The sequence below is a fragment of the Bacillus sp. JJ783 genome, assembly GCF_036963225.1.
Classification (GTDB): Bacteria; Bacillota; Bacilli; order Bacillales; family Bacillaceae_G; genus Bacillus_A; species Bacillus_A cereus_U.
Genome location: NZ_JBALMG010000258.1, coordinates 1,879 through 4,396 on the forward strand (window position 1 = coordinate 1,879; position 2,518 = coordinate 4,396).

The following is a 2,518-nucleotide window of genomic DNA, read 5'->3' on the forward strand; positions in this document are numbered from 1 at the left end:
AATCCTCTTGCATCCAAGAGAATTTTTTATTGGGCTCTTATTAATAATGCCCAACTGTGCCCGTAGTACTTCCAACACTTCCAGCCCTGCCATACCATATTGGATGCTGTTGATCATGAATTAGTTATGTATAATATGTATCATCTCTTATTTTTTATGGCTTTTTACGATTTAGGTCTTGATAACGAATGACCAATATGCCGAACAATACGAAAGAATTAGAGAAATGCTGAATGATTTGAATAAAGTACCGAAACCAATTGTAACTGAAGATATGAAAGAACAACTGCAAATATGGCTTGTGCAATCACTACAAAACAAAGAGGAAATATTGATTTCATACTATCGTGACGGGATGGTCCACGACATGTACATAAATGTATTACATATCGAGCCGATGACGAGAACTGTGTATTGCACAGATACGTTTGGTTTGAATATCGAGTTTAAGTTTTATGTTAAAATAAATTTATTCAGAGAATAGGAGGGTACATATATGTCTGAACCAAAGATGAAAGAAACTGAAAATAGTGTAATTGAATTTATTGAAAGTGTGGAAAATGAGAAGAAGAAGGCAGATGCCTATCAGTTATTAGAAATTTTTGAAGGAGTAACTGGTTACGACGCTAAAATGTGGGGCCCTAGTATTATTGGCTTTGGTAGCTATCACTATAAATATGCATCAGGACGTGAAGGGGATGCGCCTTTAGTGGGTTTTTCACCAAGAAAGGCGAAAATTAGTCTTTATTTGACCTACGAAAGTGAGGAAAGAGAAAAATTATTAGAAAACTTTGGTAAACACACGAAGAGTAAGGCTTGTATTTATGTTAATACATTAGCTAATATCGATATCGATGTTTTAAAGGATTTAATTAAACATACAGTAAAAACATATCAGAATCTTTATCCGAACGAATAAAGTTATTGCTTGATTTTAAGGGGCTGTGAACAGTTTGTCTACTTCCATTTTGATTCCAAAATTCTTTAAGGTTCTGACTTTATCGATTTCCCTTTATTTATTTGTGAAGCAAATTATATTAAATTAACAGGTAGTGTTAGTTCAATTAGGTTGATAACATATTACGCTAAAAAACGCTCAGAAAAATCTGAGCGTTTTCGCTTACCATTTATATTGCTAATTTACTTTTAAAATCTATACTAATTAAGTTGTTCACACCACTTAAACCATTCTTCTCTTACTTGCCAATTATATTGAAATAAAGTGTACACACTTATCTCTTCCCTACCCCACTGGTCCACTTAACGGCATCTATAATATAATGTGGCTCATCCTTTTGTACATATTCCTCTATACATTTAATCATTCACAATCACTTTTCTTCGATTAAGTTCCTCTAGTGTACGATCAATTATTTCCTTTACAGATAAAGATCCATCCAAGACAATATCTGAATTTGGTTTAACAGTATGAATTGCCTCTAAATAAGCTTTTCTCGCATGTGTCATGTAATGTTTCAAATCATTATGTATTTCACTCATTGTATCTTCATTAAAATCTCGCAAAATCCTTCTAGCCATCGCAATATCTAAAGGTGTGTCGATAAATATAGTTACATCAATGAATTCTCCCATTTCTCTATTTAAGTATGCAAAAGGATAATCTACAATAATATAGTCCAAATTACTATCTCGTATAAGATGCTGAATATCCTGGACTAGTGGTGTTAGTACCCACTCATCATAATTCGCCCCATCATCAATCCATTTACAAATATCAGCAGGACAGTTATCAAATTTATAACTATCAAAGTATAGAGCCTTTGAATTCGTTAGCTCATGCGTTAAACTTTCTGTAATTGTAGTTTTCCCCCCTCCTGAAACGGCTGCAATTGAAATTATTTTTGTTTTTTTATTCATGATTTCCCACCAAACCCCTTTAGTTAACATAACATAATTATAACGAACTGTTGTTAATTATTGTTCCATTCATATTCTAACATACTCATTTCCCATAAGTTCCAATACGTTTCTCCTACTTTTTTTGCCTCTCTTAATAAACCTTCTTTTACAAATCCTATTTTTTCGTAACATGAAATGGCTGACGTATTAAAATCATAAACACCAAGAGTAACTCTATGCAGTTTCAATTCTTCAAAAGCAACCTGAAGTACTGCTTTCATCATATATTTCCCTATTGAATGTCCTCTCATTTCCGTATTACCAACTAGCACTTTTCCAATTCTAGCAGATTTATTTATATTATCTATTTGCCCAAGTGAAATATGACCAATAACTGCTTCAGTCTCTTCATCTATTACTTTGAAAGCGAGTGTATTTGCACTTTCTATATATTTCTCTAATTGCTGTTCATTTAAAGGATATATAAATGCACTTCCTGACCATTGTATTAAGAATTCTTCGGAATCGATCCAATTAATTAATTGTTTGAAATCAGTTCTTGTAAATTGTTTCAGCTTGATCACTCTCATTCTCCTTTCACACAACCTTTTATACACCTTCAAATTTATTTCTATATGAAAAATATATTCCCTTTTAA

General features: G+C 32.3%; 4 protein-coding genes and 1 pseudogene. 2 read left to right on the forward strand and 3 right to left on the reverse strand.

The genetic code is table 11. From position 1 onward, the window contains the following. Positions 1-178 precede the first annotated feature (178 nt). Positions 179-484 (forward strand): YolD-like family protein, encoded by a 306-nt coding sequence (locus V7038_RS29285; protein ID WP_050567235.1) that lies wholly within the window; start codon positions 179-181, stop codon positions 482-484. A 12-nt stretch (positions 485-496) separates the two neighbouring features. Beyond that, positions 497-919, forward strand: coding sequence for a DUF1801 domain-containing protein (locus V7038_RS29290; RefSeq protein ID WP_002110021.1), 423 nt, complete (start codon positions 497-499; stop codon positions 917-919). A 242-nt stretch (positions 920-1,161) separates the two neighbouring features. On the opposite strand, the pseudogene V7038_RS29295 reads toward V7038_RS29290, so the two are convergent. The 3 genes and pseudogenes from V7038_RS29295 to V7038_RS29305 all read right to left on the reverse strand — a co-directional run. Continuing rightward, positions 1,162-1,230: pseudogene (locus V7038_RS29295) on the reverse strand (DinB family protein); the annotation flags it as partial. 87 nt (positions 1,231-1,317) lie between these two features. Continuing rightward, positions 1,318-1,878 (reverse strand): hypothetical protein, encoded by a 561-nt coding sequence (locus V7038_RS29300; protein ID WP_199659639.1) that lies wholly within the window; start codon positions 1,876-1,878, stop codon positions 1,318-1,320. 53 nt (positions 1,879-1,931) lie between these two features. After that, positions 1,932-2,450, reverse strand: a complete 519-nt coding sequence (locus V7038_RS29305) for a GNAT family N-acetyltransferase (RefSeq protein WP_335696078.1) — start codon at positions 2,448-2,450, stop codon at positions 1,932-1,934. Positions 2,451-2,518: the final 68 nt, after the last annotated feature.

Coding starts and splice junctions, on each gene's coding strand:
- V7038_RS29290 (WP_002110021.1), top strand. CDS start 497: ATGTCTGAACCAAAGATGAAAGAAACTGAAAATAGTGTAATTGAATTT.
- V7038_RS29300 (WP_199659639.1), bottom strand. CDS start 1,878: ATGAATAAAAAAACAAAAATAATTTCAATTGCAGCCGTTTCAGGAGGG.
- V7038_RS29305 (WP_335696078.1), bottom strand. CDS start 2,450: ATGAGAGTGATCAAGCTGAAACAATTTACAAGAACTGATTTCAAACAA.